Annotated in this window: 27 protein-coding genes and 3 pseudogenes; 29 read left to right on the top strand and 1 reads right to left on the bottom strand. The window is 43.0% G+C overall.

The window, feature by feature from the left end; translation table 11 throughout:
• Positions 1-16 precede the first annotated feature (16 nt).
• Positions 17-268, bottom strand: a pseudogene (locus CD30_RS07975) (transposase); the annotation flags it as partial.
• Between the two features lie 273 nt (positions 269-541).
• On the opposite strand from CD30_RS07975, the pseudogene CD30_RS07980 reads away from it, so the two are divergent.
• The 29 genes and pseudogenes from CD30_RS07980 to CD30_RS08110 form a co-directional block, all read left to right on the top strand.
• Positions 542-1306, top strand: a pseudogene (locus CD30_RS07980) (DNA modification methylase); the annotation flags it as partial.
• Positions 1299-1703: pseudogene (locus CD30_RS20530) on the top strand (DNA cytosine methyltransferase); the annotation flags it as partial. The pseudogenes CD30_RS07980 and CD30_RS20530, both read left to right, overlap by 8 nt.
• 225 nt (positions 1704-1928) lie before the next feature.
• On the top strand, positions 1929-2354 hold the full coding sequence (locus CD30_RS20535; RefSeq protein WP_235802022.1) for a hypothetical protein: 426 nt from the start codon (positions 1929-1931) through the stop codon (positions 2352-2354).
• A 95-nt stretch (positions 2355-2449) separates the two neighbouring features.
• Positions 2450-3211, top strand: a complete 762-nt coding sequence (locus tag CD30_RS20405) for a DNA cytosine methyltransferase (protein WP_225228794.1) — start codon at positions 2450-2452, stop codon at positions 3209-3211.
• Positions 3212-3312: 101 nt separating this feature from the next.
• A complete protein-coding gene (locus CD30_RS07990; protein ID WP_019155122.1) occupies positions 3313-4101 on the top strand; it encodes a hypothetical protein in 789 nt (262 codons plus the stop codon).
• Positions 4101-4328 carry a DUF4314 domain-containing protein gene (locus CD30_RS07995; RefSeq protein ID WP_019155121.1) on the top strand — a complete coding sequence of 76 codons (228 nt, stop codon included), beginning with the start codon at positions 4101-4103 and terminating at the stop codon, positions 4326-4328. The genes CD30_RS07990 and CD30_RS07995 overlap by 1 nt, the downstream gene beginning before the upstream one ends.
• Before the next feature lie 135 nt (positions 4329-4463).
• Positions 4464-5363 carry an amidoligase family protein gene (locus tag CD30_RS08000; protein WP_019155120.1) on the top strand — a complete coding sequence of 300 codons (900 nt, stop codon included), beginning with the start codon at positions 4464-4466 and terminating at the stop codon, positions 5361-5363.
• 38 nt (positions 5364-5401) lie between these two features.
• A complete protein-coding gene (locus tag CD30_RS08005) occupies positions 5402-5860 on the top strand; it encodes a gamma-glutamylcyclotransferase family protein (protein ID WP_019155119.1) in 459 nt (152 codons plus the stop codon).
• On the top strand, positions 5853-6041 hold the full coding sequence (locus tag CD30_RS08010) for a DUF5049 domain-containing protein (protein WP_018664388.1): 189 nt from the start codon (positions 5853-5855) through the stop codon (positions 6039-6041). The genes CD30_RS08005 and CD30_RS08010 overlap by 8 nt, the downstream gene beginning before the upstream one ends.
• Before the next feature lie 87 nt (positions 6042-6128).
• Complete coding sequence (locus CD30_RS08015) at positions 6129-7733, top strand: terminase large subunit (protein WP_036175021.1); 1605 nt, start codon at positions 6129-6131, stop codon at positions 7731-7733.
• A 50-nt stretch (positions 7734-7783) separates the two neighbouring features.
• A complete protein-coding gene (locus tag CD30_RS08020) occupies positions 7784-9028 on the top strand; it encodes a phage portal protein (RefSeq protein WP_036175024.1) in 1245 nt (414 codons plus the stop codon).
• Positions 9029-9718 (top strand): head maturation protease, ClpP-related, encoded by a 690-nt coding sequence (locus CD30_RS08025; RefSeq protein ID WP_036175026.1) that lies wholly within the window; start codon positions 9029-9031, stop codon positions 9716-9718.
• Between the two features lie 19 nt (positions 9719-9737).
• Positions 9738-10931, top strand: coding sequence for a phage major capsid protein (locus tag CD30_RS08030; RefSeq protein WP_036175029.1), 1194 nt, complete (start codon positions 9738-9740; stop codon positions 10929-10931).
• Between the two features lie 12 nt (positions 10932-10943).
• Complete coding sequence (locus CD30_RS08035; protein WP_019155114.1) at positions 10944-11156, top strand: head fiber protein; 213 nt, start codon at positions 10944-10946, stop codon at positions 11154-11156.
• A 26-nt stretch (positions 11157-11182) separates the two neighbouring features.
• Positions 11183-11503 (top strand): head-tail connector protein, encoded by a 321-nt coding sequence (locus CD30_RS08040; protein WP_019155113.1) that lies wholly within the window; start codon positions 11183-11185, stop codon positions 11501-11503.
• A gap of 1 nt (position 11504) precedes the next feature.
• Positions 11505-11840 (top strand): head-tail adaptor protein, encoded by a 336-nt coding sequence (locus tag CD30_RS08045; protein WP_019155112.1) that lies wholly within the window; start codon positions 11505-11507, stop codon positions 11838-11840.
• Between the two features lie 5 nt (positions 11841-11845).
• Complete coding sequence (locus tag CD30_RS08050) at positions 11846-12277, top strand: HK97-gp10 family putative phage morphogenesis protein (protein WP_036175034.1); 432 nt, start codon at positions 11846-11848, stop codon at positions 12275-12277.
• Positions 12274-12615 carry a hypothetical protein gene (locus CD30_RS08055; protein ID WP_021623104.1) on the top strand — a complete coding sequence of 114 codons (342 nt, stop codon included), beginning with the start codon at positions 12274-12276 and terminating at the stop codon, positions 12613-12615. The genes CD30_RS08050 and CD30_RS08055 overlap by 4 nt, the downstream gene beginning before the upstream one ends.
• A gap of 3 nt (positions 12616-12618) precedes the next feature.
• Positions 12619-13209, top strand: a complete 591-nt coding sequence (locus CD30_RS08060) for a major tail protein (protein ID WP_018664396.1) — start codon at positions 12619-12621, stop codon at positions 13207-13209.
• Positions 13210-13220: 11 nt separating this feature from the next.
• On the top strand, positions 13221-13607 hold the full coding sequence (locus tag CD30_RS08065) for a hypothetical protein (protein WP_019155108.1): 387 nt from the start codon (positions 13221-13223) through the stop codon (positions 13605-13607).
• Positions 13608-13809: 202 nt separating this feature from the next.
• Positions 13810-16230, top strand: coding sequence for a phage tail protein (locus CD30_RS08070; protein WP_019155107.1), 2421 nt, complete (start codon positions 13810-13812; stop codon positions 16228-16230).
• A 13-nt stretch (positions 16231-16243) separates the two neighbouring features.
• Positions 16244-17095, top strand: a complete 852-nt coding sequence (locus tag CD30_RS08075) for a phage tail family protein (RefSeq protein ID WP_019155106.1) — start codon at positions 16244-16246, stop codon at positions 17093-17095.
• A gap of 2 nt (positions 17096-17097) precedes the next feature.
• Positions 17098-19035 (top strand): siphovirus ReqiPepy6 Gp37-like family protein, encoded by a 1938-nt coding sequence (locus CD30_RS08080; protein WP_019155105.1) that lies wholly within the window; start codon positions 17098-17100, stop codon positions 19033-19035.
• A 15-nt stretch (positions 19036-19050) separates the two neighbouring features.
• Positions 19051-19554, top strand: a complete 504-nt coding sequence (locus CD30_RS08085; protein ID WP_019155104.1) for a hypothetical protein — start codon at positions 19051-19053, stop codon at positions 19552-19554.
• 13 nt (positions 19555-19567) lie between these two features.
• Positions 19568-21922, top strand: a complete 2355-nt coding sequence (locus CD30_RS08090; RefSeq protein ID WP_019155103.1) for a phage tail protein — start codon at positions 19568-19570, stop codon at positions 21920-21922.
• A 74-nt stretch (positions 21923-21996) separates the two neighbouring features.
• A complete protein-coding gene (locus CD30_RS08095) occupies positions 21997-22437 on the top strand; it encodes a phage holin family protein (protein WP_019155102.1) in 441 nt (146 codons plus the stop codon).
• 33 nt (positions 22438-22470) lie between these two features.
• Positions 22471-23172, top strand: coding sequence for an N-acetylmuramoyl-L-alanine amidase (locus CD30_RS08100; RefSeq protein ID WP_019155101.1), 702 nt, complete (start codon positions 22471-22473; stop codon positions 23170-23172).
• A gap of 196 nt (positions 23173-23368) precedes the next feature.
• The gene (locus CD30_RS08105; protein WP_019155100.1) at positions 23369-23620 is read left to right on the top strand and encodes an SHOCT domain-containing protein; all 252 of its coding nucleotides are present in this window, start codon (positions 23369-23371) and stop codon (positions 23618-23620) included.
• A gap of 45 nt (positions 23621-23665) precedes the next feature.
• Positions 23666-25225 carry a recombinase family protein gene (locus tag CD30_RS08110; protein ID WP_036175038.1) on the top strand — a complete coding sequence of 520 codons (1560 nt, stop codon included), beginning with the start codon at positions 23666-23668 and terminating at the stop codon, positions 25223-25225.
• Positions 25226-25228: the final 3 nt, after the last annotated feature.

The raw sequence follows: 25228 nt of genomic DNA on the forward strand, positions 1-25228 counted from the left end.
CAATCAGCGCAGCTTGCTTTAAAATATCATTCTCCATCAGTAAACGCTGATTTTCTTTACGGAGTTTGATCAACTCTTCTTCTTCAGGTGTTCGGTTATCCTTCTCTTTAAATGAACCAGATGTTTGGCTCTGTTTCACCCATTTGTCTAATGCCGAAGGCGTTAAATTGTATTCACTTATAATGTCTTTTCTAGGCTTACCACTTTCATATAGTTTGACCATTTGAGCTTTAAATTCGGGAGTAAATGTTCTTCTAGTTCTCGTCATATCGGCGTACCTCCATTAACTGAATGAGATGAAGTAGACTTCCAAATTTAGAGGGTAAACACCGCAACTTGACAAGGAACCTCTACGGGCATGCTTTCCCAGCCAGGAAACCAGATGATGAAAACATCTGGCTTGCCAAACAGACTAGCATACCCGCCTCTCCTAGTAAAGTTGCTGGTATGGGATCTCTTACGTTTGTTAGCAGTATACCCAGATTAGGTAGTTAGTCTACTTGACCTTAATTTTTTTGTCCAGTTAAGTGTAGCCGATTCAGATGTTTGGCTACTTGGGCAGCATCGATTAGTCTGCGGAGACAGTACAAAGAAAGACACCTTTAATGTCTTGATGGATGGGAAAACTGCTAATTTGGTAGTTACGGACCCTCCATATAATGTTAACTATGAAGGCACTGCTGGAAAAATCAAAAATGACAATATGGCTAACGAAGCGTTCTACGATTTCCTGCTTGCAGCATTTCAGAACACCGAAGCAGTAATGGCGAAGGACGCTTCTATTTATGTATTCCATGCGGATACCGAAGGACTCAATTTTAGAAGAGCATTCTCCGATGCAGGATTTTATCTTTCCGGTACTTGTATTTGGAAAAAGCAGTCCCTTGTTCTCGGTCGCTCTCCTTATCAGTGGCAGCATGAACCTATTCTCTTTGGGTGGAAAAAGAAAGGCAAGCATAACTGGTATTCCGATAGAAAGCAGACCACCATCTGGGAATTTGAGAAACCGAAGAAAAACAGTGATCATCCTACGATGAAACCAGTTGCACTTGTGGCCTACCCTATTTTGAACTCAAGCCTTTCTAATTGTATCGTGCTTGATCCTTTTGGTGGTTCAGGAAGTACACTGATTGCTTGTGAGCAGACAGATAGAATCTGTTACACCATTGAACTGGATGAAAAGTACTGTGATGTTATTGTGAAAAGGTATATTGAGCAAGTTGGAAACTCAGACGGTGTGTTTCTTTTAAGAGATGGTTCGAAAATAAGATATTGTGACCTGCCGGAGGTGAATGCAGATGAGTAAATTGACACTCGGCTCCCTTTTTGATGGGAGCGGAGGTTTTCCTCTAGGCGGTCTGCTCTGTGGCATTGAGCCTTTATGGGCATCTGAAATTGAGCCGTTTCCTATAAGAGTTACGACCAAACGCATCCCTCAGATGAAGCATTATGGGGATATAAACAAATTAAATGGTGCGGAGCTTCCACCTGTAGATATCATAACATTTGGCTCTCCCTGCACAGATATGAGTGTGGCGGGTAAAAGAGCTGGTCTGGACGGAGAACAATCCGTCCTTTTTTATGAAGCAATAAGAATTATCAAGGAAATGAGGTGTAAGACCAATGGACAATATCCAAGGTATGCAGTCTGGGAAAATGTACCCGGCGCATTCTCGTCAAATAAAGGAGAGGACTTTAGGGCAGTCCTCGAAGCGGTCATCGGTGTCAAAGAGCCGAACACCTCGGTGCCTTTACCTGAAAAAGGACGATGGCCATACGCTGACATCTATATGGGAGACGGATGGAGTGTGGCTTACCGAACTATCGATGCGCAATATTTCGGAGTACCCCAACGTCGTCGTAGAATCTACCTTGTCGCAGATTTTGCAGGCAGATGTGCCGCAGAAATACTATTTGAGTCCGAAGGCATGCCAAGGAATTTTGCGCCGAGCGGCAGCCCGTGGCAAAGAACTGCCGGAAATGCTAAAAACTGCACTGGAAAGACAGGCACTGTATGCTTAAACGATCAAGGTGGACAACGCATCGATGTGCTTGATGGTAAGACAGCAACACTTAGAGCAAAAGCAAATCATCCACCCTGTGTAATGTTTGAAAACCACAGTCAAGATACACGATACAAAGGCCCCGTTGATGTAGCACCAACTGTATCCGCTACATATGGGAAGGGTGGTAATAATCAACCTTTTGTAACAACTGCTGGATTCTGCACAGAACATTCATCGGATAGTCGTAGTATTGGATATGAGGAGGAAATTTCACCAACGTTAAGGGCAGGAGTCGTACCAGCGGCTGTATCATTAAATGGTGTGAAGGTGGCGGTAAAGGTGCGTTAATTCAAGATGATAAGTCTGCGACCCTTGGATGCAACAATGACCAGACCGTTTTTGTGCCTACTGCATTTGGCATCTGTTCTGATAAGAGCAACTCTATGCAGTCAAGCAATCCTCATAGCGGTATATATGAAGCGGATACTTCCCGAACCATCGATGCTAATGGTGGAAATCCGGGATGTAATCAAGGTGGTATTGCAGTAGTTGCTCTTCAAGGCTCGATGATTGGAAGACAGGATAAAAACGGTCCTCAAGGCGATGGTATAAATGACAATATGAGTTTCACTCTTAATACAGTGGATAGACATGGTGTTGTGTATGCAATTGATCGTGAAACCTTTAACTGCGGACAGAATTTTGCTAGAAATTTAGGGATAACAGAAGACAGTGTTGCATCAACATTAAATGCTCAAGGTCCATCGGCTGTGGCACAACCTTATCAGAATGTCAGTGGTACGATTTCTGCAGGCGCACATCCAAGTGGTTTTAACGGTCAGGATGCATCAAACGATATGCTTGTTACAGTCAAGAAAAACGATGAGCCAGAATATATCGTTCGAAGGCTTACACCAACGGAATGTGCAAGATTGCAAGGTTTTCCTGATGATTGGTGTGATGACCTCGGTACGGAAAACCCTACAGAGGATGAAATTTTATTCTGGACGGAGGTTTGGGAAACTCACCGCAAAATCATGGGTAAGAGCAGCAAGCCAAAAACAAGAAAGCAGATTATAAAATGGCTTAATAACCCTCATTCTGATTCAGCTGAGTATAAAATGTGGGGTAATGGTGTAGCACTTCCATGCGTCTGTTATGTGCTGACTGGCATTGTGTTATCTGCTGAAAATACCGCCGATTAATGGAAGAGTCTTTTCTACAGAAAGATGCTCTAAATGACTTGATATTAACAGCCTTTAGAGAGATATATGTATGTACCGAAAATAGAAAGGCGGTATAAAAAATGCAGATAAACTATAATGTCACAGGAGAAAAAAGAAAAGAGCTAGTCAACGCAATCAGCCAAAAACTGAATGCTCCTGCAAGATATCTTGGAGCGCCTACATTTGCATATGAGGTGGCAGATTACAACATTGACAAAAACGGGGTGGTCAGAGGACCAGATAATTCTAAACTGGTTAATGATCTATTAGGCCTTCATGACTTTAAGGCGGTTACAGAAGAATATGACACACCACTTCCAGCAGCAGAGCCTGTTCTTGAAAATATTCAAGTTCCCAATGAAGCGGCTCTTGGGGGTAGGGTAAATCCAAATAGTGATTACGAAGAACCTCCCGTATACAGCGAATCAAATGAAACCGAAGAAGCTATTAGTTTGATTATTCAAATGCCGAGGGCGGGTTTTAGCGAAACTGCACTTGGTAACCTAAAAGGATTGGTAGAAAGTAAAGAAACCCTTATAAAGAAAGCACTTGATACTGACTCTATTCCCATTATCATAAATGAGGAATTTATAACCTTCCCTTGGTTCCAGAGTGAGTGCTCCGCAGAGGAGGTTAAGGCTTATACCCACTTTGTAACAGCACTTTGTGAAATGGCAAAGAAGCAGACCCGCGTCAACTCGACCGAGAAATCAGTGGAGAATGAAAAGTACGCTTTCCGTTGTTTCCTTCTAAGACTTGGCTTTATTGGGCCAGAATACAAAACAGAACGAAAAATTCTCCTCTCCAAACTGTCCGGTAGCTCTGCCTTCAAAAGCGGAAGTGCCAAGCATGAGGAGGTGAGTGAATAATGAATATCATTCATCCAGAAATGCTAAAGCAACTTAGAAGTTATTACACTCCAGGAACTCGTGTCATGCTACTTAAGATGAATGACCCTTATACCAAGCTTCAGCCAGGAGATAAAGGTACGGTTACTAGTGTTGATGATATGGGAACTATCCACGTCAGTTGGGATTCAGGCAGTTCCCTTGGAGTGGTTTTTGGAGAGGATTTATGCAAGAAAATCGAAGAATAAAAACACACATTTTAACCCCAATATGGCAGTAAATATGTAGATTTATATTGCAGAATTGTCTTGCTATATAAGCCTTTTAGAGTGATATATGTACATGCCGAAAGGACAAACACACTTTAAAAGGAGCGATACACGATGTTAAGTGCAAAATTCGGGATTGAGATTGAATTTACAGGGATTACAAGGGAAAGGGCGGCTAGAGTCGCTGCAGAGTTTTTGCAAGGCATTTACAGTGAAGGCGGGACTTACTACGACACCAAGAAGGTAAAAACTTCAGATGGTCGAGTGTGGAAGTTTATGTACGATGGGAGCATCAACTGCCAAAGAAAAGAAGGTAGAAGAAAAGTAGCTGCAGGTAGAGATTATAGTGTTGAGCTGGTTAGCCCAATACTAACCTATCGGGAGGACATTGAAACTTTGCAAGAGCTAGTAAGAAAGCTTCGCAAAGCTGGAGCCTTTACAAATACATCTTGCGGAATTCACATTCATCTAGACGGTGCTGAACATACCCCACGAAGCATTCGAAACTTTGTAAATATCATTGCAAGTAAAAATGACTTATTTTATAAAGCACTTCAGATTGCACCGCAGAGAATGAATTACTGCAAAAAGATGGACAGCATTTTGGTTGAGAAGATAAACCGTAAAAAGCCTAGAACCATGAGACAAATTGAGGACATTTGGTACGAGGGCTACAGCGAGAGTAGAAGCACTCATTATCACAACAGCCGCTACCATTTCCTCAACCTTCACAGCTTTTTTACCGGAAACCATACAGTTGAACTTAGAGGGTTCAATAGCGAACTTCATGCAGGAAAGATAAGAAGCTACATTGTTCTAGCACTTGCCATCAACCACCAAGCCTTAACACAAAAGTGTGCATCAGCAAAGAAACCGCAGGTGGAAAACGAGAAATTTGCCATGAGAACCTATCTAAACCGGATTGGTTTCATTGGGGATGAATTTGCAAACTGCAGAGAACATTTGACAGCAGCACTTTCGGGTTCAGCTGCATGGCGGTTTCGGGCGGCCTGAGCTGCCCCTAACCTACAAAGCTAAGAAGGAGGATTACAATGAAGAATAAATTATACCTTGCCTATGGCTCCAACCTTAATCTAAAGCAAATGGCCGACAGATGCCCCACAGCGAAGGTGGTAGGAGCAAGTCAAATCAATGACCACCGCCTATTATTTAGAGGGGCACACGCGGGCGCTGTGGCGACAATCGAGCCTTTTGAGGGTGGCAACGTACCAGTTTTAGTTTGGGAGATTACACCGACCGATGAAGCGGCACTTGACCGTTACGAGGGATGGCCGTTCCTTTATCGAAAGGAAACAATAAAAGTGAAGTTGGGAGGCAAAACCGTCAAGGCGATGGTCTACATCATGAATGATGGTAGACCGCTTGGACAGCCGAGTTGTTATTATTACAGTACAATTTTAGAAGGCTATAAGAGTGCAGGCTTCGATGTGGAAATCCTGCGCAAAGCGACAACCGATTCAGTAGAATCGGAGGAGGTAGCCAATGAATGAGATAATTAAGCAACAAATCCTTTCCATCCGAGAAAGCGGAGTCACAAATATGTTTGATGTGGACCGAGTACAGTATGAGGCAAATGAACGAGGGTTTTATGAATTGGTAGTCTATTTAATAGACCATAAAGCAGAATATGCCCATTTCATACTGACGGGTGAAGTGGATAAAAAGAAATAACTAAATCTAAATAGGATAGAGAAAAGGGCTTCATCTATAGATTGAGGCTCTTTTCTTATGTCCTTTTCCATAAAAGGGGCGGTGTTTATGCGGAAACTGAAGAAATATAAGCCGACCGCCTTTATAGCTGAAGGGTCATATTACGATAAGGACGCTGCTGATTACGCTGTGGCTTTTATCGAAGCACTCTCCCATACGAAAGGTTCATGGGCAGGCAAGCCTTTTGAACTTATCGATTGGCAGGAGCAAATTGTCCGTGATTTATTCGGTATCTTAAAACCTAATGGATACCGGCAGTTTAACACGGCTTATATAGAAATACCTAAAAAGATGGGAAAAAGCGAGCTTGCAGCAGCAATCGCACTTCTCCTCACTTGTGGAGATGGTGAAGAACGAGCAGAGGTATACGGTTGTGCCGCAGATCGCCAGCAGGCATCAATTGTATTTGAAGTAGCAGCCGATATGGTGCGGATGTGTCCAGCGCTGAATAAACGAGTGAAGTTGCTGGCTTCAACTAAACGACTGGTGTACCTGCCGACCAACAGCTTTTATCAGGTATTGTCGGCTGAAGCCTATTCAAAACACGGCTTCAATATACATGGTGTTGTTTTTGATGAACTTCATACTCAGCCAAATAGGAAACTATTTGATGTTATGACAAAAGGGTCTGGTGATGCGAGAACCCAACCGCTATATTTTCTTATCACCACTGCAGGGACGGATACCCAGAGTATCTGCTATGAAACACACCAAAAAGCGGTTGATATTATTGAGGGCAGAAAATACGATCCTACTTTTTATCCCGTAATCTACGGTGCCAAAGAAGAGGATGATTGGACTGATCCTAAAGTATGGAAGAAAGCAAATCCAAGCTTAGGAATTACAGTAAGTATCGATAAAGTTAGAGCCGCTTGTGAAAGTGCAAAGCAGAACCCTGCTGAGGAAAATAGCTTTCGACAGCTGCGTCTGAACCAGTGGGTTAAGCAATCTGTCCGTTGGATGCCAATGGCAAAGTGGGATGCCTGTGCGTTTCCAGTAAAACCAGAGAGCCTTGAAGGTAGAGTATGCTATGGAGGACTTGATTTATCCTCTACCACTGACATTACAGCCTTCGTGCTGGTGTTCCCACCGGAAGATGAAACAGATAAATATACCGTTCTCCCGTATTTTTGGATGCCGGAGGATAATATTGACCTCCGAGTTCGACGAGACCACGTGCAATACGACCTTTGGGAGAAGCAAGGCTATATTTTAACCACCGAGGGAAATGTAGTCCATTATGGATACATTGAAAAATTCATTGAAGAACTGGGGGAAAAGTACAACATTCGAGAGATTGCTTTTGACCGCTGGGGCGCTGTTCAGATGGTGCAAAATCTTGAAGGGTTAGGCTTTACTGTAGTTCCTTTCGGTCAAGGTTTTAAAGATATGTCACCACCTACAAAGGAACTTATGAAATTTACATTAGAAGAAAGAATAGCACACGGCGGGCATCCAGTACTACGGTGGATGATGGATAACATCTATATAAAAACAGATCCGGCTGGAAATATAAAACCGGACAAGGAAAAAAGTACAGAAAAAATAGATGGAGCAGTGGCAACTATTATGGCACTCGACCGCGCCATCCGCTGTGGACCAGGTAATAGTGGAGACTCGGTGTATGACGAGAGAGGTTTAATAATTCTATAAATTTCAATGATTGTTTGTGGTGTAATTCTTTCAATTTGGAGGTGACGCCTATGAATCTAATAAAAGGACTGTTTCGGTCAAGAGACAAACCGCAAAACCGTGTGGGTAGTGCATTTTCCTTCCTGTTTGGCGGTACGTCATCTGGCAAAACGGTTAATGAACGTACTGCAATGCAGGCAACAGCGGTGTATGCCTGCGTAAGGATACTGGCTGAAGCGATTGCAGGACTGCCACTACATGTATATAGATATCGTTCTGATGGAGGTAAAGAAAAGATTCCTTTCCACCCGCTGTATTACCTTCTTCATGATGAACCAAATCCAGAGATGACTTCGTTCGTGTTTCGAGAAACACTGATGAGTCATCTTTTACTTTGGGGTAATGCTTATGCACAGATAGTTCGAAATGGTCGTGGCCAGGCAATTGCGCTCTATCCTCTACTTCCTAACAAGATGGAAGTAAGTCGAGCATCAAATGGTGAACTGGTTTATACCTACTACCGGGATACAGACGAAAGTGGCCTGAATCCAAAGGGCGGCTATGTCACACTCCGTAAAGATGAAGTTCTACACATACCCGGCTTAGGTTTTGATGGACTCATTGGTTATAGCCCAATCGCTATGGCAAAAAATGCAATCGGTATGTCACTTGCTACTGAAGAATACGGTGCGGCATTCTTTGCCAATGGTGCTAATCCGGGAGGTGTGCTGGAACACCCAGGAGTAATCAAAGATATACAGAGGGTCAAGGATAGTTGGAATAGCGCCTACCAAGGCACAGGAAATGCTCACAAAATTGCTGTGTTGGAAGAAGGCATGAAGTTTCAAGCCATTGGTATCCCGCCGGAACAGGCGCAATTTCTTGAAACACGGAAATTCCAAATTAATGAGATTGCGAGGATTTTCCGAGTACCGCCTCATATGGTGGGTGATCTTGAGAAGTCTAGTTTTTCCAATATTGAACAGCAGTCTTTGGAGTTTGTAAAATACACCCTCGATCCGTGGGTGGTGCGATGGGAACAAAGTCTCCAGCAATCGCTTATTTTGCCTTCTGAGAAAGCTTCACTGTTTATCAAGTTCAATTTGGACGGTCTGCTTCGTGGTGATTACCAAAGTCGTATGAATGGCTACGCTACAGGTCGTCAAAATGGCTGGATGTCAGCCAACGATATCCGTGAACTGGAGGACATGAACAGAATACCAGCTGAGGAAGGCGGCGATTTATATTTGGTTAATGGAAATATGACAAAACTGGCTGACGCAGGTGCGTTTGCCAAAACCGAAGGAGGTCAGTAAATGAGAAAGTTTTGGAACTGGGTGCGAGATTCTGATGAAGAACGTACCCTTTATTTAAACGGAGTAATATCCGAAGAAACGTGGTGGGGCGATGAGGTCACACCTAAACTTTTCAAAGATGAACTGCTGGCAAGCACTGGCGACATTACGGTGTGGATTAATTCCCCTGGCGGGGATGTATTTGCAGCAGCTCAGATTTATAACATGCTGATGGAGTATACCGGAAAAGTCACTGTAAAGATTGATGGGCTTGCGGCAAGTGCGGCTTCCGTTATTGCAATGGCGGGTGGAGATGTGTATATGTCCCCAGTTTCCATGCTTATGATTCATAATCCATCAACGATTGCTATCGGTGACAGTGAGGAAATGTTGCGGGCAAAGGCTCTATTGGATGAGGTCAAGGAAAGCATTATTAATGCCTATGAGTTAAAAACGGGTCTTTCTCGAACAAAACTCTCCCATCTAATGGATGCAGAGTCATGGATGAATGCCAATAAAGCGATTGAACTTGGTTTTGCAGACAAAATCATGTTCATGGAAAGTGAACCACCGGATTTGACGGATAGTCTTATCTTTAGCAGGATGGCAGTTACTAACTCGCTTATCAGCAAACTGCCAAAACAACCAAAACAGAAAACAGGTACACCCATTGAGTCGCTAGATAAGCGGCTTTCTTTAATTTCGCACTAATTTAAAGGAGGAAATAACAATGAGTAAAATTCTTGAATTGCGCGAGAAACGCGCTAAAGCATGGGACGCAGCAAAGGCATTTCTTGATTCAAAACGTGGCGGTGATGGACTGTTATCCGCTGAGGACACGACAACCTATGAAAAAATGGAAGCCGATGTGGTGGCTCTTGGTAAGGAAATTGAACGTTTGGAACGCCAAGCATCTATCGATTTGGAACTGTCGAAAGCAACCAGTAACCCAATTACGAATGAACCTACTAGAACTGGAGAAGTAAAGACTGGTCGTGCAAGTGCTGAATACAAAAAAGCTTTCTGGAATGCGATGCGTGACAATGTCAGCTATGAAGTAAGGAACGCTCTAAAGATTGGCACTGATTCTGAAGGCGGATTCCTTGTGCCAGATGAGTTTGAACGTACGCTAGTAGAAGCTCTGGAGGAAGAAAATATTTTCCGTAGACTGGCCAATGTAATCACGACATCTTCTGGTGACCGCAAGATTCCTGTTGTTGCAAGCAAAGGCACTGCAAGTTGGATCGATGAAGAGGGAGCTATACCAGAGAGTGATGACAGCTTCGGTCAAGTATCCATTGGTGCCTATAAACTAGCAACGATGATCAAAGTCTCTGAGGAACTGCTAAATGATTCCGTGTTTAATCTCGAAAGCTACATCACAAGAGAATTCGCCCGTCGCATTGGTAACAAGGAGGAGGAAGCCTTCTTCATAGGTGACGGTACAGGAAAGCCAACAGGAATTCTGAATGCTACTGGTGGTGGTCAAGTTGGGGTTACTGCGGCAAGTACCACTGCCATCACTTTGGATGAGGTATTAGATTTATTCTACAGCTTAAAAGCACCGTATCGAAATAAGGCAGTATTCGTAATGAATGACGCCACTATAAAAGCTATCCGTAAATTAAAGGACGGAAACGGACAGTACTTATGGCAACCTTCTGTCCAAGCGGGGACACCTGATACGATTCTTAACCGCCCGCTGTACACCTCATCATATGTACCTACTATTGAAGCAGGTGCAAAGACTATGGTATTCGGTGATTTTAGTTATTACTGGGTGGCAGACCGTCAAGGACGCGTATTCAAACGATTAAATGAACTCTATGCTGTTACAGGTCAAGTAGGATTTATTGCGACTCAGCGAGTTGATGGAAAGCTTATCTTACCGGAGGCCGTTAAGGTACTCCAACAGAAAGCCTAACGGAGGTGCTTTATGAGTTATAACACGAAGAATTATACCGAACAAGGCGGAGAAAAAACTGTCATCGGAGGTGTTTTAGAAATTAAAGAAGGGGCCTCGGTTATGGGGCTTCCTGTTGCTGTAAACCAGGCAGACAGCACCGCCACCGATGTTGCTGGTCTAGTTACGGACTTCAATGCCCTGCTTGCCAAACTAAAAGCAGCGGGGCTTATGGAGACTGACTAAGGTGGAATGTAAAGGGGGTTGGTGGTATGGCAGTGACAGACAATCTTTTGCCTAAAGTTAAGGCAAACTTAATTTTGGCGCATGACCAAGATGATGCCCTCCTTATTGGATTTATCACTGCTGCAGTCTCATATGCACAGAGCTATCAGCACGTTCCTGAAGACTATTATGAAACCCATGCCATGCCTCCAACAACAGAACAAGCAGTGATCATGTTGTCGAGTCATTTCTATGAAAGTAGAGATGGCTCGACGGCAGGTTTCTTTGCTGATAGCGTACAGGCGGGACAACAAGTATGGAATACAGTGAACTTGCTTTTACGACTTGATCGAGAGTGGGGTGTTTAGTGTGAGCTTTGGGAAGATGAACACCTTTATCGATATCATTTGCACGATACCCACAAAGGATAAGGAAGGCTTCGCCACAAAAGATGACAACATACTCGCAAGTGTACTTGCTTACAAGGAAGATCGGCATGGCAGTGAGCGATGGACGAATATGGCATCATTTTCATCTGCAACTTCCCTATTCAGGTTTAGAAAAATCTTCGGACTTAAGGTGACCAATGAAATGGTTATCGTCTGCGATGATGGCAGATATCAAATTTTAAGTGTTGAGGATGTAAGAAACCGAGGGATGTATGTCGAGGTTTTAGCCGAAAAGCTAGAACCAACTGTGAGGTGATGGATATGGCAAAAGCGAATATAAAGATGCCAGAAGAATTCCTTTTAAAGGTATCCCGATTAGCTGACCAGACCGATGTGATTCTTCCTAAGGTTTTGGAAGTTGGCGGTGAAGTGGTGCTGGATAAAGTCAAAGGAAATCTAAGTAAGGTGGTTGGCAAGGGCACGAAATATCCATCCAAAAGCACTGGTGAGTTGCTATCTTCACTGGGTCTTTCTGGAGCAAAGCAAGATAGAAACGGAAACTTCAATGTAAAAGTCGGCTTTGCCGAGCCACGATCTGACGGCGAGAGCAATGCTAAACTTGCCAGCATTATCGAATATGGCAAACATGGTCAGCCTGCAAAACCCTTCCTAAAGCCTGCGAGGAATGCATCTAGGAAACCTTGCATCAATGCAATGGTCGCCAAGCTGGAGGAGGAAATCGAGAAGATATGAATATCTTAGAGGAATTGAATACACTTGTGACCGCTATACCGCTCCCCGTGGAAACCGGGGTTTTTTCAGGTTTGGCACCAGATGAGTATGTCGTGATTCTCCCTCTTTCGGATATTTTTGAAGTCCATGCGGATAACCGTCCAGGCTTTGATGTGCAGGAAGCGAGGATATCACTGTTCTCAAAAAATAACTACCTAGAGCGGAAAAGACAGCTCACAACGGCTTTAATAAATGCAGATTTTACTGTGACCGAACGAAGATATATCGGTCACGAGGATGATACTGGATATCATCATTACGCCATCGATGTGGCGAAAAACTATAGATTGGAGGATTAACACATGGCAACGATTGGTCTTGATAGACTGTACTATTCAAAAATAACCGAGGACGCTAACGGTGAGGAAACTTATGCCCAACCTTCTGTGCTGGCAAAAGCCATCACTGCTGAACTTTCGGTAGAACTGGTGGAAGCAATTCTGTATGCTGACGACGGAGCGGCTGAGGTTGTGAAAGATTTTAACAGTGGTACTCTCACTCTCGGTGTAGACGACATTGGTCCGACAGTCGCAGCGGATTTAACTGGTGCTTCTACAGATGATAACGGAGTATTAATCTCAGCCAGTGAAAACGTGGGTACACCCGTTGCAGTTGGGTTTCGTGCGCAAAGGGCTAATGGAACATACCGCTATTTTTGGTTGTATCGCGTTAAGTTTGGACTACCAGCAACCAACTTGCAGACAAAGGCTGATTCCATTACCTTTTCTACACCCACCATTGAGGGAACCGTTATGCGTAGAAATAAGCTGGATGGATTGGGCAAGCACCCATGGAAAGCGGAAGTTACAGAAGGTGATCCTGGTGTTTCATCGACCACCATAACAGGTTGGTTCACAGAGGTCTATGAACCTGTATATACACCTGAACCATAGGAGGGGAAATCATGGATAATGATAGAAGTGCCTCAATCAACATAGGTGACAAAGAGTATGAACTGGTTTTAACTACACGTGCAACAAAGGCCATTGCGGGTCGTTACGGTGGTCTTGAAAACCTTGGAGAAAAGCTGATGAAATCAGAAAACTTCGAGATGGCACTGGACGAGATTGTTTGGCTAATTACATTGCTTGCAAACCAGTCCATTTTGATTCGTAATCTTAAGAATAAGAACGCACCAGAAGAATTGCTTACAGAGGAAGAAGTGGAGCTTCTTACTTCACCGCTTGACTTAGCGGCATATAAAACTGCAATTACCGAGGCAATGTTCAAAGGTACAAAGAGAAATGTGGAAAGTGAGGAGGAAACTCCAAAAAACGTGGAAGTCGGGTAACGGACGCTGAGGTCTTTACCCGGCTTCTTTATTATGGAACAGTCCAGATGGGCATGGAGGCAGAGGAATTCTGGCTTCTGCCAATTGGACTGTTTTTTGATTTATGGGCTTGCCATAAGCAGTGGCATGGCATTGAAAAGCCAAAGAAAAGTCAGACCATTGACGATATTATCCCACTAGGCATATAGGAGGAGGTGAAGGGATGGCGGATAATTTTGGATTAAAAATAGGTGTCGAGGGTGAGCGAGAATTTAAGAAGGCACTCTCCGAAATCAATCAATCATTTAAGGTACTAGGTAGTGAAATGGCCCTTGTAACCAGTCAATTTGATAAAAACGATAAATCCATTCAATCGATCACGGCTCGAAATGCCGTTTTAAATAAAGAAATTGACGCACAGAAAGAAAAGATTTCTACCCTTAAGGCTGCCCTTGATAATGCCTCCTCCTCTTTCGGTGAAAATGACCGTCGTACCCAAAACTGGCAGATACAATTAAACAGGGCTCAGGCAGAACTGAACCTTATGGAACGTGAACTTGAGGAGTCTACAATTGAAGCGGATAATCTCGGTGAAGAGTTAGAGGATTCCGGTAAAAGTGCAGAGGATGCTGGTGGCAGGTTTGAAAAGCTTGGCGGTGTACTCAAGGGTATTGGTGTGGCGATGGGTGCGGTTGCCGTTGCCGCTGGTGCCGCGGCTATTAAGTTAGGTAAAGAGGTAGTTACTCAGTTCGGAGAATTAGAACAAAACCTAGGTGGATCGGAGGCGGTTTTTGGAGCATATGCTGCATCGATTCAGAAAACTGGTGAGGAAGCCTATAAAAATCTAGGTGTTTCCCAAAGTGAGTACCTAGCAACTGCCAACAAAATGGGCGCGTTATTCCAAGGTTCTGGTATACAGCAACAGAGGAGTCTTGAGCTAACTGAAAAGGCCATGCAACGTGCGGCAGACATGGCATCTGTTATGGGTATTGATATGTCCTCGGCATTGGAGGCAGTCACTGGGGCGGCAAAGGGTAACTTTGATATGATGGATAACTTAGGTGTTGCGATGAACGCTACAAACATCGAAGCCTATGCTCTCGCAAAGGGTCTGGATTTCACTTGGAATACTGCAACACAAGCGGAAAAAGCCGAAGTAGCAATGCAAATGTTCTTTGAGAACACAGAGCAGTATGCAGGTAACTTTGCAAAAGAATCAACCGAGACAATCTCCGGTTCTATTGGGTTACTACAGGCCGCACTTGGTTCATTTACAGCTGGACTCGGTAATGCCAATGCTGATATGACGAATCTGACTGAGAATCTTGTTGATGCTTTCGAGGCGGTTGTCACTAATATTGTACCGGTTTTAGAAAATATCGTAGCCGCCTTGCCAACAGCGACAGGCGCAATATTAGCGGCGGTTGCAGACTTGCTACCAATGCTTCTTGAATTGGTTACAAATATATTCGCGCAAGTACTGGAAACAATTTTGAGCCTTTTACCCGAACTTATTCCAGCGACGGTAAGTGCTCTAATGACGATTGTCGGTGCATTAATTGATAACCTTCCACTGCTAATAAATGCAGCAATTGAATTAGTAACAGCACTTGTGGAGGGAATCGGCATAGCGTTACCACAACTCATCCCTGCGGCAGTTTCTGCAGTTATGCAGATTGTCCAAGGATTGATGGATAACCTACCACTCATTTTGGATGCCGCTTTGCAGTTGATTATAGGATTAGCACAGGGATTGGTAGAGGCAATACCTCAGCTTATTTCTGCCTTACCGGTCATCATCAAAGCAATAGTGGATTTTATCATTGCATCTATTCCACAGATTATTGATGCGGGTATTCAATTATTGACCTCACTGGTCACAGCTTTGCCTACCATTATTACAGCAGTTGTGGAAGCAATTCCGCAAATTATCGATAGTATCATCAGTGCTGTTATAGGGTCGATTCCTTTGATTATTGATGCAGGTATCCGGCTTCTAATATCACTCATACAGGCATTGCCACAGATTATAACTACTGTTGTAGGTGCTATTCCCAAGATTGTTAGCTCGCTGGTCAATGCCATTATTGGTAACATCGATAAGATTATCTTAGCGGGTGTACAACTGTTTGTGGCACTGATTGCAAATCTGCCAAGGATAATCGTGGAGATCGTAAAAGCCGTACCGCAGATTATCTCTGGACTGGTTAGGGCCTTTACTGGCTATATCGGTCAAATGGCACAAGTGGGCGGCAATTTGATTAAAGGGTTGTGGAAGGGTATATCAGACGCAGGTGCATGGTTATGGGGTAAAATATCCGGGTTTTTCGGAAATGTTGTATCGAGGATAAAAGACTTTTTCGGTATCCGCTCCCCTTCAACTCTATTTGCTGGAATTGGCCACAACATGGGTGAAGGTATCGGTGTAGGTTTTGAGGATGCAATGACAGCAGTTTCAAGGGATATGCAAAATGCAGTACCAACTAGCTTTGATTTTAATTACAGAGGTGTATCTGGGCAAGGGAATGCTACAGGTGCAAGTATTACTCAAAATATTTCAGTTGTGACACCTAAGGCTCTATCAGAAAAAGAACTAGCACGGGAGTTTAAGAACCTATCCCGTAAACTGGCACTGGAATTGTAAGGGAGGTACGGCAATGGAACTAACATATACAAATAGAGATGGAGAGAGCATTACGCTTAAGCAAAGCCGACCGTACTTTCTTACGAAGGTAGACGGCACTGGCAATATGCGTCAAACCGTCAACACTTTCAAGGCGCCAGATCAGGATGGCGCTTTTTATATTTCCTCCACGTTAGATATGCGAAACATAACGATTGAAGGTACGGTTGTTGCTGATACTCCCGATGAAGCCTTTAAAAGGAGACAACGATTCCTTAAAATATTCAGCCCAAAGCTACTAGGGACCCTTCAATACCGTGACCGACAGATATCCTGCGTGGTGGAGGAGGCAGGTTTTAGTGTTTCTAATCGGCAACGAATACCAAACTTCTTTGTCAGTCTACTCTGCCCATCCCCTTTCTTCGAGACATTAAATGAGGTGCGAGAGGAACTGGCATCATGGATACCGCTATTTGAGTTTGAATTAGAAATCCCAATGAGCGGGATGGAGTTTGGAATGCGTCAGCCTAGCCAAATCATTACGGTGGAAAATATCGGGGATGTATCTTGCGGATGTGAGATTGTGTTCCGAGCTTTAGGTACTGTGTCGAACCCTGAACTCTTAAAGATAGACACTGGTGAATACATTCGGCTTCTTACGACAATGGATGCCGGAGACGAGCTGCGTGTATATACTCATTTCGCCGGAAAGCGTGTAGTAAAAGTGGAGGGTTCTTCGATTACAAATGCTTTTTCGTTATTAGATACCACTTCGGCGTTCTTTCAACTTTCCGCTGGTCTTAACACACTGCGCTACGATGCTTCAGTCAATATGGAACTGTTAGAGGTTAGTATTTACTTTCGTCCACAGTTTCTGGGGGTGTGAGTATGGAACTATATATCTTTAATACAAATCGGGAGCTTGTGGGAATTGTGGAATCTTTCGAGTACTTGCGCTGGACGAGGCGCTATTCCCAGTGTGGCTCATTTGAATTAAAAGCGATTGCAACTCCGGAGAATACAGAACTCTTAAAGGAAGGGAATATCATCTGGAAAAATGATGATGAGGAAGCCGGGATCATTGAGCATCTGGAACTTTCTCAAACCGAGCATGAAATTATTACTGCAAGTGGTCGCTTTGCAACTTCCTTCCTTTCCCGCCGCATTGTATGGCAAACGGAGAAACTCTCTGGTGACATTTCTGTATGTGTAGAGCAGCTGATAAATAATAATCTTATCAATCCTTCTGATACAGCAAGGAAGATATCAAATATATCTTTTTCTGCTCCAAACTTAAATGCTCCCATCAGCACACAGGTATCGTATCGAAATTTGATGGAGGCTGTGACAGGACTATGTGTTGCTTCAGATATTGGCATTAAGACCGTGTTCACTCCTGCGACGGGTCTTTTTACCGTATCGTTGTATAGAGGAACGGAATCACAAGCAGTATTTTCTAAGGAATATGAAAACCTTACAGAACAGATTTATACAATAAGTGCTGGAGATTATGCCAACACAGCTCTTGTTGCTGGCGAAGGAGAAGGTGAAGACAGAACTTTTGTTGCAATTACAAGTGGCTCTGGTGAGACAAGGCACGAAATTTTCGTGGATGCTAAGGACTTGCGGGCAGAAGACTTTGGTTCAGAATACATTGATACACTAATCTTTCGAGGTCAAAGTAAGCTGAGTGAGCAAGCCATACGCTATTCATTTGATACATCTATCAATCCACACGGCAATTTAACATATAAAGTAGACTTCGATCTTGGGCAGACTGTCAAAGTCATTTCCAAAGCCTGGGGTGTATCCATGACGACGCGCATCACCGAAGTCGAAGAAACCTATGACGCAGATGGACAGAGCATCAGCGTAGTGTTCGGAAAAGCGGAGTTGACAATCGCCCAAAAAGTCCGCTCTGAGTTAAGTGAGGTAAAAACAGCAATATCCGCTCCAACTGGCATATCTGAAATTGCACAGGCTTTAGGAGCCGTGGAGGATACGCTAGTAACAGTTGAGGAAACCTTAGGCGACTTGACGGAGGTAGATTCAGAGATTCAAGGAGACAACGTTGCATCTACTATTAACAATCTATATGGAAAATTACCTGCACTGGAGATTAATGTGGGTGGAGGTACTATATCGATTGGCCAATATGCGTTGTACCATATGAACCCTGGAGATGCCTTTTATTTCACTTCATGGAGCGGAAATAAGTTTAGTGACCAGCCAAGTGACGATGGGCATGTCTTTTTGATAAAACATAACGGTGACGATACGGGAAATGGCTATCAGCGGGCAATGGGTTTCTTCATTTCTCGCAATACCATGACATTCTATGTGATTTCCGTTTTCGTATTTGATAATCCTTCTGGTCAAGCAAACTGGCTTAATATCAATAACGAACCTGTAACTACTGCAAGAATTGCAAACGGAGCAGTTACAGGTTTAAAAATTGCAGACCGTACAATTACTGCTACTAAACTGGCTTCTTCCTTTAGCGATTATTCAACTACAGAACAAAACACAGGGCGACTATGGATAGATGGCAAGACGATTTATCGTAAACAGATAAATCTCGGTTCCCTTACAGATACAACACCAAAACATGTACCTCATGGTATAGCAAACCTCAGTACTGTTGTCAGTTTATCCGGCTTTGTCACGAACGGAAGTGTTTTCTTGCCACTGCCCCTTGCTCGGTATAACAACTTTGAATCGCAAATTGGTCTCTTCGCAAATAAGACCGACATTGTAGTCGAACCAGGCAATGATAGAACCGCGTATACAGGCTATGTAGTAATAGAGTATACAAAAACGATATAGAAGGAGGAGTGATTAATGGAGAAAAGTGGATTTTTCAATTCATCCGATGGGGATAGAGTCTATGATGCAACGGACTTCGCTGCATACTTTGGAAGCCTTGTCTCGAATGGTGTGTTTTATGCGACACCAACAAACTTACTGGTATCTCCTGGGATTGGATTAGCAGTAACCATAGCACCGGGCAGTGCATGGATTAATGGTTATAGATATGAAAATACGGATGTTTTAAATAAACCCCTTGCTACAGCAGATGGGAGCAATCCTCGCATAGACAGGGTTGTGGTTCGTTTAAGTCAAATTACGAGAAGCATTCAGCTCGCCATTGTTACTGGTACTCCAACGGCATCGCCCATAGCTCCGGAGTTGACAAGAACAAGCGATGTCTATGAACTAGGTATTGCTGATGTTCTAGTACCTTCAGCTGCTACATCGATTTCAGCAAATAACATTATTGATACTCGGTTGAATACTAGTCTTTGCGGGTTGGTAAACTCGCTAGTTTCTGCGGTTTATGAATAGGAGGTGAATATAAGTGGCGGATATTAACGGCATCACTCTGCAGGCGGGTTCCAGCCCGACCGTTTATTACACGATTACTTATACTAAAAGCCGACCTAATAATAGCCAGATGACATACAACTTTACCATATCCGCTGCATTGGGTTCTTCAGGTTCCTTCATCCATAATGGTTATGCATTGCTTTGTACAATGACTGTAAATGGATCTTCTTCGCAGGTGCGAATCAAAGCGGCGGACGGGGATAACTGGGATGGAACTACACCAAGACTCAGGTATGTTTCGGTGACCTGTGCTTCTACTACAGGTAATGCAACCCAGCCAGTCACATTCAAAGTGGTATCTGATGGGCGATTGCCATTATCCTCTGGTGTAATTACCAATTCGAGTTATACAGTATTAAGCTCTCCATTGCTTACTACAGCATGTGGAGCACCGACATCTTGTACGGTTTCCCCGACACTTGCGGAAGGGGATGTGACTCTTTCTTGGAGTGGTGCTTCTGGGGGCATCAATAATACAATCTCTAGTTATGAGATTCAATATAGTGATTCTGCCGATAACATCACATGGGGAGCATGGACTGCTCTGACAACTGTGACCACCACAGCATCAAGTGGCAGTGTATCAGTAGCACCGCCCTCAACGCGAGGTAATTACCGAAGATTTCGTGTACGAACCCGTGGTACAGCAGGAGCTAGTTATTACTCTAGCTGGAAAGTATCCACAAACAGCGTCCGCAGGAATACGGTACCAAAGCCAGCAACGACTGCTGTTGCCTCCCCTGCGGCATATAGTAATGAGACTATCACGCTTACTTGGAGCGGAGCGTCTAGCGGTACCAGTCCAATTAAGGGGTATCAAATTGCCAGTCGCACATCCACGGATAACAGCACATGGAGTGCGTGGAATGTGTTGACCATGTTGACATTGGCAGCAAGCGGTGGTAGCTATAATCCAATTGTATCGAGGACCCCAGGAACATATACACAATTTGGTATTTGGACAATTGACACATTTGATGTTTACTCAATAGAGAAAATCAGTAATAGCATTTATTGCAACATCACTGCCTGTGCAGCACCGACTGCCTGCACGGTAAGTGCAACATTATCTGAAGGAAACGTTACTCTTTCGTGGAGTGGAGCAGCTGGTGGCGCAGGTAATCCCATCACTTCCTACGAAATACAATATAGTGATTCGCCAGATAATAGCAATTGGGGTGCTTGGTTGGCATTGGCGATAGTCAATACTTCTGCAACAAGCAGTATTTTAAATGTCAGTCCACCTGCTACACGTGGTCATTATCGTCGTTTCCGAATAAGAACTCGTGGTACGGCTGGAGAGGATTTTTACTCAGACTGGACTATATCCAGCAATACTGTACGTAAAAATATACTACCCATACCGCCGACTACTTTTGCCGCAACCCCTCCTATATATGAAGCTAACACAATAAATCTTTCATGGAGCGGAACGGTACCAGGAACCAGTGCGATTAAGCAGTATGTCATACAACAGGCTACATCGGCAGATGGTGTGAATTGGTCGGCATACGAAGCACTGACGACGAGTATTTCAAGCAGTACTTCAGGTAGCCTTCAGGTAAATGCCTCACAGATAGCTGGTCGGTATACCCGTTATCGAATAAGTGTTACAGATGCACTTGATGCTGTTTCTGCCTTTGTAGTTAGCAACACTGTAAAGAAAAACAGCCCACCAGCAGCACCAATAGTGAACTGTCCATTGTCTGGAAATTTTACTTATAACACCACGCCACGTTTTATGATCACAACAGGTATCGAACCAGATGGGCAATCACAAATAGTAGAGGTAAAGATCGACTCTGGCCCATGGGAAAACAGCGTAGACAATCCTGAGAGGTTTTCCATAAGCGGCTACCTTGGTAATGGGGTCAGGACCGTTTACCAAGCTGAACCGCTTTCAGTAGGAAGCCATACAGTTACTTTTCGTTGTCTTGACAGTGATATCGAATCGGCAAGCACAGAAGTTGTTCGTACCTTCACGATTTTAGCATTACCTTTTGAAATCATCACTGCTAATGTAACACACGTAAAGGCAGCGCATATTCAGACGCTTCGAACTGCTATAAACAGGGTGCGTAGCTATTACAATCTGTCCCCTGCAACTTGGAAAGAGGAGATTATCTCAGGAAAGACCACTGTTAAGAATTGGCCATTTCATATCGTTGAAATACGCAAAGCAATTGATGCGATTATTTTGATGATTAGTAGTTTTGATTCTTCCCAGGCATTCGATATACCACCTGTCACATGGTTGCCTATCGGTTCAGGACGACCCAAGGCAGATGTAATGCAACAAATTTATGACCTAATAAAAATCATGTAAAGGTAACATTCAGCGCTCTTGTAATTTGCAGGGGCGCTTTTCTATATGGAAATACACGAATGGAGGTGTCTTTAATGAAAGAGATTTGGAATTGGATACAACTGGCTATTGCCACAGTCGGTGGATTTCTTGGGTGGTTTTTCGGCGGTTATGATGGATTTCTTTATGCATTGGTAGCCTTTATAGTCATCGATTATGTGACAGGAGTGCTCTGTGCCATTATAGATAAAAAATTGTGTAGTGAAATAGGTGCCAAGGGAATTTTCAAAAAGGTACTCATCTTTGCAATGGTGGGTATCGCTCATATTAGCGATACACAAATTTTAGGTAGTATCGGAGATAATAGTGGAGCCTTACGCACAGCAGTAATCTTTTTCTATCTAAGTAATGAAGGGATATCCATTTTGGAGAACGCTGGTCATATTGGACTGCCCATCCCAGAAAAATTAAAATCGGTTCTTCGGCAACTACATGGACGTGATGAAGAGCCACGTAAGCCAGGTGATGGAGTATGATTGGCTCAGAATGTCTAATTAGAGGTGATTATAATGAATTTACGTAAACTAATACTTACAAAAAACGCTTGTTACAAGGCAGGCAAAACAATAAAACCGAAGGGTATAATGATTCACTCAACAGGGGCTAACAACCCGTGGTTGAAGAGATATGTTGGTCCAGATGACGGTTTGCTCGGAAAGAACAAATACAACAATCATTGGAATCAGGATAAACCCGGAGGTCGTCAAGTTTGTGTCCATGCTTTTATTGGTAAGTTAGCAGATGGCTCCATTGCCACCTATCAAACATTGCCTTGGAATCATCGTGGTTGGCATGCTGGAGGAGATGCGAATAACACGCATATAGGATTTGAAATTTGCGAGGACGGTCTAACCGATGCCTCGTATTTTTCTGCTGTTTATAAGGAAGCAGTAGAGCTTTGTGTACATCTTTGCAAACTCTATGGACTAAGTGAGAAGGATATCATCTGTCATAGTGAAGGCTATAAGCAAGGTTTAGCCAGTAACCATGCGGATGTTATGCACTGGTTTCCTAAGCATGGCAAGACCATGGATACCTTTAGAGCAGATGTTAAGAAACTTCTAAGCGAAGAAGAAAAATCAGCAGAACCAGCGAAAAAGAAATACTATCGTGTACAAATAGGTGCATACACTGTCAAAGCAAATGCTGAGGCACAGCTTGCAAAAGCTAAAAAGGCAGGATTTACGGATGCATTTATTAAGTATGATTAATCAAGGGGAGCGAGTTAATAGGCAATTATGCTTTAGCTTTACAGAGTTTCCCTAAAAAATATTAACTATTAGATGTATATAGCCTGTGGGGGTTATTCCCTTGCAGGCTCTTTTTTTATGCTCTGATTTAATTTAATTTTTACAAATCCTCAACTTCGACCTGTTCCCGCGGCTATTAGGTAGGAGGTGATTCTACATGAATCAGCATGAGGATAAAAAAGTTATGAAGATCTCAGATGGGGTTATAGACAAAAGCACCGAATTAAAAAAAATGTCACAGGAGCAGCTACAGCGTGAGTTTGATTATATTCAAGCAGAGAAATTACTTAGAAAGATGCTTCAAAAAGGTTTAATAACGGAGGCAGAATTCAACAAGATAGATGTACTCAACCGCCAAACTTTCTCTCCTTTTTTAGCAGAGATAATGCCTGAATTCGTTGATATATAAGGGCTTCAGAGGTAATATGTGACCTACCAAGAAGGAGGTGAGGCGATGAAAAAGATAACGAAAATAGAAGGAAATAAGGTTGCATCGATTATCAAACCTAAACTACGAGTGGCCGCATACTGTCGTGTTTCTACGGGTAGTGATGAACAGTTAGTAAGTCTACAAGCACAAAAATCCCATTATGAGACTTACATAAAGGCAAACCCAGAATGGGAGTATGTTGGCTTGTATTATGATGAGGGAATTAGTGGCACTAAAAAAGAAAACCGAACGGAACTTCTAAGAATGCTGTCAGATTGTGAAAACAAGAAGATTGACTTAATTATTACAAAGTCCATTAGTAGGTTTGCAAGAAACACTACGGATTGTTTGGAGATGGTTCGTAAACTGTTGGACCTTGGGATTTATATCTACTTTGAGAAAGAGAATATCAATACCCAATCAATGGAAAGTGAACTGATGCTTTCTATATTAAGCGGGCTTGCAGAAAGTGAGTCAATCTCCATTTCGGAAAATAACAAGTGGGCAATTCAAAGGAGATTTCAGAACGGAACTTTTAAGATTTCATACCCACCATATGGTTATGACAACATTGACGGTCAAATGGTGGTAAATCCTGAGCAAGCAGAAATTGTGAAGTATATTTTTGCAGAAGTATTATCAGGCAAGGGTACACAGAAAATAGCAGATGATCTTAATCAAAAGGGTATCCCTTCTAAAAGAGGCGGTCGTTGGACTGCTACGACAATTCGAGGAATTCTAAAAAATGAGAAATATACCGGGGATGTTATACTGCAAAAAACCTATACAGATTCCCGTTTTAATAAGCGCACCAATTATGGTGAGAAAAACAGATATTTAATAGAAAATCACCATGAGGCAATTATCAGCCATGAAGTGTTTGAAGCAGTAGAGGCTGCCTTAAATCAAAGGGCAAAAGAAAAGGGAATAGAAAAGCGTAATGATAAGTACCAAAACCGGTATTCTTTCTCCGGAAAAATTATTTGCTCGGAATGTGGTAGCACCTTTAAAAGACGAATTCATTCATCCGGCACAAGAAAATATGTAGCCTGGTGTTGTAGTAAACACTTAAAGCAGATAACAGAATGTTCAATGCAGTTTATTCGAGATGAGGATATAAAGAAGGCCTTTGTTACTATGATTAACAAGCTGATTTTCGGTAGAAAACTTATTCTACAACCACTATTAGATGCTTTGCGTGGAATGAGCAACTCAGATAACCTTTCAAGAATTCAGGAATTAGAGAGGCAAATTGAAAAAAATGCAGAACAGAGAGAACTGCTTGTAAAGCTTATGGCAAAGGGTTATCTAGAACCTGCCCTTTTTAACAGAGAAAACAATGAACTGCAAATGGAAGCAGATAATTATATGGGGCAAAAAGAAGCTTTAATTCATGCTTTAAATGGAGAATTATCAAAGGTGCAGGAAGTCAGTAACTTAATAAAGTTTACAAATAAGGCTGAAATGATAAACACTTTTAACGAGCAAATTTTCAATGATCATATTGAAAAAATTATCGTTTTCTCAAGGGTAGAGATAGGTTTTGTTCTGAAATGTGGAATCACACTAAGGGAAAGGATGTGAGAA

It is taken from the genome of Ureibacillus massiliensis 4400831 = CIP 108448 = CCUG 49529, from assembly GCF_000772965.1.
Lineage (GTDB): Bacteria > Bacillota > Bacilli > Bacillales_A > Planococcaceae > Ureibacillus > Ureibacillus massiliensis.